This is a genomic window from Neobacillus citreus (assembly GCF_018343545.2).
GTDB lineage: Bacteria > Bacillota > Bacilli > Bacillales > Cytobacillaceae > Neobacillus > Neobacillus citreus.
In genome coordinates this window covers 21,988-30,346 of the sequence record NZ_JAGYPE020000002.1, presented here as the reverse complement: position 1 = coordinate 30,346, position 8,359 = coordinate 21,988, and the positions used below count along the sequence as shown (strand labels likewise).

Genomic DNA, 8,359 nt, shown 5'->3' with positions numbered 1-8,359 from the left:
ACGACTCGGCAGCCTTTTAATTTAGCGATTTGACCTACAACTGTTCCAACAGCTCCAGATGCTCCTGAAACGACGACCGTTTCCCCTTCCTTCGGCTCCCCTATGTATAACAATCCAAAATAAGCAGTTAATCCAGGCATTCCGAGCACATGCAGTGCAGTAGTCACAGGTGCCAATTCTGGGTTAAGTCTGCGAAGACCGCTTCCATCAGAAACGTTATACTCAGCCCATTCCATAAGGCCATCTACATACTGCCCCGCTTCAAACCGAGAATTTTTCGATTCGATTACTTTTCCAACGACCCCGCCTTTAAATGGCTGACCTACTTCATATGGCTTGGCATAAGATTTGGCATCCGACATCCGGCCTCTCATATAAGGGTCAACAGACAAATATAGTGACCGTATTAGCACTTCACCATCCTGAAGTTCAGGAACATTCTCCTCAATAAATTCAAAATTGCTTTCATCTGGCATTCCTACTGGCCGGCTAGCCAATAAAATTTTTCTGTTCAAAAGGTTTGTCATCTAACCACTCCCTGTTTTATCTACTCCAAAAAGCAATTCTAGGTGCTTGATTATAATGTTCTACTTTTACGGCCATTCTCCTGCCAGAACACAAAATTAATGCGCGTATACCTTCAATTTATCCTACTTTTCTTACTATTTCGTCAATATCCTTAGCTGCACCCAGTTATTCCAATCCCGCTTCTTCAAGAGCAATTCTAGCAAGTGCAGCCCAATCCTGATTTCCGCGATTTTTGGCCACTGAGGCGAGCAGGCGGTTATGTAATAGACCCGCTAACGGCATCGGTGTCTGGGTCGAGTTTGCTTCCTCCAAAACTAGGTTGCAATCCTTAAGACCAAGCGCCAGCTGAAAACCCGCCGGTTCAAACTGCTTGTTGGCAATCATCTGGCCATAGCCTTGATACACTGTACAATTAAATAAGGTTGATGCATAAATTTCAGCAGCCAGCTGCCGGTCAATACCATTTTTCTCAGCTAAATTAAAGGCTTCGGCCATGGCTTCCATTGCTGCCATAATCATAAAATTTCCGCCTAACTTGATGACATTGGCACTTTCAGGCTCCTCCCCAACATCAAAAACACGCTGGCCGAGCGCTTCCTGGATGGATTTTACCCGCTCTTTCGCCACACTGGACCCTGAGCTAAGAATATTCAATTTTTGAGCTGCCGCTGCTTCCGGACGGCCAAAAACAGGAGAGGCGACATATTGGCTGCCGTGCTCCTGATGATAAGCTGCTAATTTACGTGAAGTTGCTGGAGCTATCGTACTCATTGATAAATGGATACCGCCCTGACCCAGCACTTCCCCAAACCCATTTGGTCCCAATACTAGTTCTTCCACTGCCTGATCGTTTGCCACCATCGTAATCACGATTCCGCCAGGTGCTGCGGCGTCTGCTGGCCTGTTCACTTGCTCGGCGCCAGCTTCAACAACTGCCTTTGTTTTCTCGGGAGTTCGATTGTAAACTTTCACCTGAAAACCTGCCTTCAATAAATTCATGACCATAGGCTCTCCCATATTTCCAAGGCCAATAAAGCCGATTACTCGTGTCATTTTCGTTCATCCTCCTGTTATTCTAATATCCCTTATTGGTATCTACTCTATTGTTAAGAGGTTTGTTTTCTTCCAAGTTTCTGAGTGTATCCAAAAAACACGCCGCCCCTTCTCCAGGTGTCGTTACCGCTGAAATATGAGGGGTAATCAGTACGCCAGGATGTATCCATAATGGATGATTTTCCGGCAGCGGCTCCTGTGTAAACACATCCAGGACAGCATAACGGACCTGCCCGTCTTCCAAAGCTTGCAGCAATGATTCTTCATCCACCGATGCTCCCCGCCCTACATTAATAAAACCGGCATTTGTTACTTTTTGAAAGACTTGACTATTAAAAAATCCAGCCGTTTCTTCCGTCAGCGGCATCGTGTTGATGATCAAATCCATTTCCCCTAGGATGATAAAATGAGATTCAACAGTCATAGCCTCTTTAAAATACTCTTTTTCTTTTCCACTTTGGGAGACGCCGTAAACCTCCACTCCGAAACCAGACAAAAGCTTGGCGACAGCCTGCCCAATTTCACCGGTTCCATAGACCATCACTTTGAGTTCATTTAATAGCTTCGGAGTCCGTTGCTGCCATTTTTTCTGTAGCTGTAATTCCCGAAACTCCTCGTGACATTGTAAGTCTCTTAATATGTAGCTTAAACAATACTCTCCGATTCTTTGACCAAACGTACAAACTGTCCTTGTTAAAAGTACACGATCGTCCCAGGTCTTTTTATATAAAAAGCGGTCAACTCCCGCACCGAGCGAGTGCACCCATTTTAAATGACTGTAATCGTAATCCGATTTGAGATTAAAAGATACAAGTGCATCCGCCCATTTCAAATTCTCCTGAGTGGCTTCATCCTCCGGGATATAACGGATATTCTTTTGGACGCCCGCATTTTGGATGTATGCCCGAAGCTCCTGATACATGGGGCTGACAATTAAAATATTTTCGATTTTCACAATAATTCACCTCTTCAACATTAACTCCATTTTAAGGATAATTGGGAAAAAACTCAAAAAAAATCGTAGGGCTGTTAATCTCTGCTGCCCTCCCCATGCTATATAACTATCAATAAATATACGATTTTAGTGTTTTTTATAAAAACCCCTTGAACAAATAGGAATATTCTGTTATATTAATTTTAATTACATACTTCTTACTTCATACCTTATGAAGTGAGGATAGAGGCGCAAAGACCATCAGTAAACCATCCAAGGGTAATGGGACCCGTTGACGGTGGCGGAAAGGGGAATTTGCCGAAGCTTCTGAGGATCTCATTGTTCCGGGAGCTGGTTCTGTTATTGAATAAATACAGAATTGTCATATAGGAAACTATATGGAGGGCTATCTCACGCAGGGGAACTTGTAAAATTAACGTTTCTGATGCAGCTAGTGGGCCCTTCCCGCAGCTGCTTTTTGCGTTTGGCCTTACCTCTTTTTAAAAATAATTTTAAAAGGGTGAAATTTATGTACTTTGGCCAAGTTTTAACAGCAATGGTGACTCCGTTTGATCAGGATGGCGAAATTGATTTTAATGCGACGAGAGATTTAGTAAATTATTTATTAGCGAATGGTACTGACGGGTTGGTTGTTTGCGGAACAACCGGTGAGTCCCCTACCTTATCAACTGAGGAAAAAGTGGCTTTATTTAAATTTGTGGTTGAAGTTGCGGACGGGAGAGTTCCCGTTATTGCAGGGACTGGCTCAAACAACACAAGAGCCTCAATCAGTCTAACAAAGCTAGCAGAAGAAGTCGCTGTAGACGGCATTATGCTCGTAGCCCCATACTATAATAAACCATCCCAGGAAGGCATGTATCAGCATTTTAAAGCGATTGCTGAATCTACTTCTCTTCCGGTAATGCTTTATAATATTCCAGGACGCAGTGTCGTCAATATATCTGCTGAAACGGTCATCCGCCTTTCTCAGATTCCTAATATTGTAGCGGTTAAGGAAGCTAGCGGCCACTTGGATGACATGGCCGAAATTATTAAACAAACTGATGATGACTTTTCTTTATACAGCGGTGATGATGGAATGACCTTGCCGGTGCTTTCGATTGGCGGCGTTGGTGTGATTTCCGTTGCATCTCATATTATCGGGAATGAAATGCAGGATATGGTGTCACGCTTTAAAAATGGGGATTTAGCAGGCGCCGCTGATGCACACCGTGAATTACTGCCAATTATGAAAGCTTTATTTGCAGCACCAAGCCCAGCACCTGTAAAAGCATCCCTAAATATGAAAGGGATCAATGTCGGCGGTCTGCGCTTGCCGTTAATTCCTTTAAACGAAGAGGAAACCAGAACACTTCAGAATGTCCTATTGCAGAATAGCGAACTGGAAGTTATTTAGAGTGATACCCGAAAGCAGGACAAATCGAGCGGGCTCCCGTTCGATTTGTCCTGCTTTTTTTAATTTCTGCTTTTCCCCTCTATCCTCACTGCAAAAATATTTCTTTAATAAATTCAGAAAAGTGTTTACAAAACCCTCTCCAAACTCTATAATTCACATATATTTACTCGGAATTAGTCACAAAAGAAGGAGGCCCCCAACATGAGCATAGGAATTGCATTAATGGGATTATTAGTTGGGTTATTGGTAGGTTTAACAGGGGTTGGAGGGGCAGCATTGTTAACCCCAGTGCTCATCATGGTCGGAATTCAGCCTTCCATTGCGGTGGGAACGGACCTAGTATACAACTCCATTACCAAACTGTTTGGAGTCATTCAGCATTGGAGACAGAAAACAATTAACTTTAAACTCATGAAGTATCTTGCAATCGGAAGTGTCCCAAGTGCAACAGGAGCCATTCTCATCCTTCAGGTTTTTGAAAAATATTTCCACAATCAGGAACAAATTATCAAACATGGACTTGGCTATGTCCTTATCCTAGTGGCCACAGCCATTTTAATTAAGACATTTTTTGATAATAAAATTAGGCCGAACCGCTGGCAATTAAGGCCGATTGAGGAAAAACGAACATTAACAATTTTAATCGGTGCCGGTTTCGGCTTTATTGTCGGCCTCACTTCAATTGGATCAGGATCATTATTTGCCCTTGCCATGCTATATCTCTACCGCTTGAAAGGATCTGAGCTGGTTGGCACCGATATTGCCCATGCCTTTTTATTAGTGACTGTTGCCGGACTCCTTCACGCGAATGCCGGAACTGTCAATTATATGCTTGTAGGGAACCTGTTAATCGGGTCGATCCCGGGCGTTTTAGTAGGGAGTACCTTATCTTCAAAAGTACCAACAAAGCCCCTTCGTACGGTCATCTCAGCGGTCATCATTTTTAGCGCGTTAAAACTGATTGGCTTATAAAGAAAAAAGAGCTTAAACGTCTTAAGCTCTTTTTTTGCTAAAATTCGGTTTCTAACTTTAATTGGCTATCCTTCTGAACCATTTTATATTCTGTTATAAAGGCAGGTAATGTGATGGTAATGGTCGTTCCGACATTTAAGATACTCTCAATATCAAGCTTCCCGTTCATCGTCTGAATGGTTTTCACCGCGACCATGGAACCTAATCCTGTGCCCTTTGTTTTACTGCTGTAGTATGGCTCACCGAAGCGGTTTATTTGCTCTTTGCTCATGCCGACACCGGTATCAACAATTTTAACGGTGACCTTATTTTTTTCAAGCGCTGAAACTATTTGAAGCTCCCCGCCAGTTGGCATTGCTTCGATCGCATTTTTTATTAAATTTAAAAAGCATTGGCGGAAATAATTCTTATTCCCTTGAATGGTTCCTTGACCAAGGTTATCTGTAATAATCACGGAACTCATTTTTGCTAAAGGCTTCATGATATCAATGACATTGCGGATCTCTTGTTCGATTAGAAGTGGTTCTACTTTTTCGATTGCTGGTTTTGCAAAGGCCAGGTAATCACTAATAATCGATTCGGCATTATGAAGTTCTCTTTCTATATGTTCAATATAGCGTTTCTTTTCGTCTAGAGATAGATTAGGAGATTTCAGCAATTCCATAAATCCTTTTACAACGGTTAAAGGATTTCGAACTTCGTGTGAAATACTTGCCGCCAGTTGGCTGACAACCTCCATTTTTTCAAACTTAACTATTTTCGATCGGATATACATAGCATCAGACAATAATTCAATGATATATACCATAAAAAACATTAGAATAGGAGGCAGAAAAATAAAATAAAAAATGTATGCTTCTGTCACAACGAAAATATCAGACATCCATAAGGCGACATAAGTCGTAAAAACCTCAAGGACAATGGTCAGCAATACGGAACTGATCAATTTACTTTTTCGATTAAACCTATTAAATCTTCCTGAAAATAGGGCTGTTGCCACAAATATAACAATATATACAACTAATGTAATACTATTCATTCCGTAAATGGCAAAGCGGGATGTTAACATAATCACCAATAGAACAGCCCCGACTGGCCATCCGCCATAAAGTGTTCCAATAAATACGGGAATTTGCCTTAAATCATGTACACAATACTCGTCAATGTAAATCGGGAATTTCATACAAAATATGATAGGTAAACTCATGCAGGCTGTCAGAAGGGCTTTTCGATACTGTTTAAATTTTTTGACGTTATCAACTAACACAAAAAACATTAACAGACTGACTATTATATAAAACACATTATCTAAAACATTGTGATTAATATAAACAAAATCCATTGCAGGCAGCCCCTTCATGTTTTGTGCATTTCCAAGGTTAAAATAGAGAAAACACAGCCCATTTATTATATCATTTATCATACTAGTAATTAAAGGAAAATTTCTCCTGAGTCGTATATCAATAAAATTGAATGAATATTTTTTCAAAAATAATTGCATTATATGAATGGCTAATTTGCCATATTAACAAAGGTACATATGAAAGGAGAACCCATGACAAATCGAAATAACAATCGTAACCAGCCTCATACTGGCAGCAACGATGCCGAATTTGGCTCCGAATCAACTTTAAGTAAAAAAGAGCGTAAGAATGCAGCAAGGCAAAACAAGAAAAATCAATAAGAAAAAAGGATAACTCTTCTCCAAGGGTTATCCTTTTTTCGTTCATTACTATTTAGTTACGATGATCGGCCCATTTTTCGTCAGAATCAACGTATGCTCGATTTGAGCGACAAAGCTTTTTTCCGTAATGTAGGTCCAGCCGTCGCCTTTTTCATAAACTTCTTCCTCATGAGTAGAAATAAACGGTTCGAAGGCAATGACCATTCCTTCTTTTAAAAGCTCATCATCCCATGGCTCATGGTAATTATAGATATGGTCTGGACGTTCGTGAATTCTCCGTCCAATTCCATGTCCGGTCAGGTTTTTAATGACGGTGAAGCCATGCTGCTTAGCGGTTTGATAAACAGCTTTCCCAATACCGCTCTTTTTTGAACCCGGCTTTGCTTTTTTCAACCCGGCATCAAAGGCCGCTTGTGCCGTTTCGCAGAGTTTTGTAAGCACTTCGTCTCCTTGGCCAACAACAATGGAAATGCCCGTATCAGCGAAATAACCATTTTTTGAGGCTGACACATCAATATTAACGAGGTCCCCTTCCTTAATGACCCGATTGCCCGGTATTCCGTGGGCTACCTCCTCATTGACACTGATGCAAGTATAGCCAGGAAAATCGTATTCCCCTTTTGGAGCCGATATAGCTCCTTCTTTTTCAAAAAGCTGACCGGCAATTTCATCAAGCTCTTTCGTAGTAATACCAGGCTTTGTCCGTTCAACCAATTCATCACGAATGGCACCAACAATCCGACCAATTTCCTTTATTCCATTGATATCTTCTTCTGTTTTAACAATCATGCAATTCCCCTACTTATGTTAGTTTTGTTTGTCTAAAGACTTATAAATTCTATTGTAGCCTTTCTTTTTCAAAAAAAACAAGTGAAAAACAGGTACTATGATTTGGCTAGTACCTGTTTCTTGAAATTATTAGGACTTTATCTGGTTTAAAAACGTAAGTGTTTTAGCAAAAGAATCTCGTGCATAGCGAGCATTATAAGTTGGATTCGTATCATTAAAAAATGCGTGCGGTGCATTCGGATAGACAATCGCTTCAAAGGATTTGCCCAACTTCTTCATTTCTTCCTCAAACGCTGGAATCAAGTTCGTGATATTCGGATCATTTCCGCCATAAAAGCCAAGAATTGGACATTGAATTTTGTCTATATGTTCTTTTGGAGGGCGGCCATAATACACAACGGAACCGGCATGCTCGGGGTCGTTAACGGCAAGTGCAGCTGATAGGGCGCCTCCCAAACAGAAGCCGACAGAGGTGACCGGCATTCCCTTTGTATTGGAATAGTTATTTCGAGCATAATCGGCGGTCGCTGTTAAGAGATTGACAAAACTTTCGGATTTGCTTGGATCTAAGACTCCAAGAAGCTTGGTTAACGTTGCACGTAATATTTCTTGCCGTTCGGTAGGCAGCTTCGAAATTTCCTCGTCCCGAATTTCTGGGTTAAACCACGCTTGATGTGGAATAGAATGGAGAAATTGTTTGGCGTCCTTCACTTTCTCCTCACTAAGTGCCTCGGGCCTTACTCCATTTTCTGCAAATAGGTCTGGTGCAATGACCACATAGCCTGCGGCCGCAAAACGCTCAACCACATCTCTAATATGGGCGTCAACACCCCACATTTCCTGAATTACAATAACCGTCGGCCTTGGTTCGGTAACAGGTTCAATTGCTGCAAAATAGGCACGAATATCCCCATTTGTCCCTGTAAATGTTCTCCATTCTGATTGTACTGGCATCGCGACACCTCTTTTATGTATTTTTTCT

At 41.5% G+C, this 8,359-nt stretch carries 8 protein-coding genes, 1 pseudogene and 1 riboswitch; of the genes and pseudogenes, 3 read left to right on the top strand and 6 right to left on the bottom strand.

Annotation, left to right across the window (positions count from 1 at the left end):
• The 3 genes and pseudogenes from KHB02_RS01790 to KHB02_RS01780 all read right to left on the bottom strand — a co-directional run.
• A pseudogene (locus tag KHB02_RS01790) lies at window positions 1-527 on the bottom strand (NADP-dependent oxidoreductase); the annotation flags it as partial.
• Between the two features lie 166 nt (window positions 528-693).
• Entirely contained in the window at window positions 694-1,581 is an 888-nt protein-coding gene (locus KHB02_RS01785; RefSeq protein ID WP_213145363.1) for an NAD(P)-dependent oxidoreductase, read from the bottom strand.
• 22 nt (window positions 1,582-1,603) lie between these two features.
• On the bottom strand, window positions 1,604-2,536 hold the full coding sequence (locus tag KHB02_RS01780; protein WP_213145362.1) for a D-2-hydroxyacid dehydrogenase: 933 nt from the start codon (window positions 2,534-2,536) through the stop codon (window positions 1,604-1,606).
• Between the two features lie 215 nt (window positions 2,537-2,751).
• Window positions 2,752-2,932, top strand: a riboswitch (Lysine riboswitch).
• Window positions 2,933-3,044: 112 nt separating this feature from the next.
• Here KHB02_RS01780 and dapA point away from each other — a divergent pair.
• Window positions 3,045-3,932, top strand: a complete 888-nt coding sequence (gene dapA / locus KHB02_RS01775; protein WP_213145361.1) for a 4-hydroxy-tetrahydrodipicolinate synthase — start codon at window positions 3,045-3,047, stop codon at window positions 3,930-3,932.
• A gap of 201 nt (window positions 3,933-4,133) precedes the next feature.
• The gene (locus KHB02_RS01770; RefSeq protein ID WP_213145360.1) at window positions 4,134-4,904 is read left to right on the top strand and encodes a sulfite exporter TauE/SafE family protein; all 771 of its coding nucleotides are present in this window, start codon (window positions 4,134-4,136) and stop codon (window positions 4,902-4,904) included.
• A 37-nt stretch (window positions 4,905-4,941) separates the two neighbouring features.
• On the opposite strand, the gene KHB02_RS01765 is transcribed toward KHB02_RS01770, so the two are convergent.
• Window positions 4,942-6,246, bottom strand: a complete 1,305-nt coding sequence (locus KHB02_RS01765) for a sensor histidine kinase (protein ID WP_213145359.1) — start codon at window positions 6,244-6,246, stop codon at window positions 4,942-4,944.
• A 213-nt stretch (window positions 6,247-6,459) separates the two neighbouring features.
• Between KHB02_RS01765 and KHB02_RS29700 the strand changes: the two genes are divergently transcribed.
• Window positions 6,460-6,588 (top strand): hypothetical protein, encoded by a 129-nt coding sequence (locus tag KHB02_RS29700; protein WP_277398144.1) that lies wholly within the window; start codon window positions 6,460-6,462, stop codon window positions 6,586-6,588.
• A 48-nt stretch (window positions 6,589-6,636) separates the two neighbouring features.
• On the opposite strand, the gene map is transcribed toward KHB02_RS29700, so the two are convergent.
• Window positions 6,637-7,377: a type I methionyl aminopeptidase gene (map, locus tag KHB02_RS01760; RefSeq protein ID WP_213145358.1), complete on the bottom strand. Its 741-nt coding sequence runs from the start codon at window positions 7,375-7,377 to the stop codon at window positions 6,637-6,639.
• Between the two features lie 129 nt (window positions 7,378-7,506).
• Window positions 7,507-8,331 carry a dienelactone hydrolase family protein gene (locus tag KHB02_RS01755; RefSeq protein ID WP_213145357.1) on the bottom strand — a complete coding sequence of 275 codons (825 nt, stop codon included), beginning with the start codon at window positions 8,329-8,331 and terminating at the stop codon, window positions 7,507-7,509.
• Window positions 8,332-8,359 lie beyond the last annotated feature (28 nt).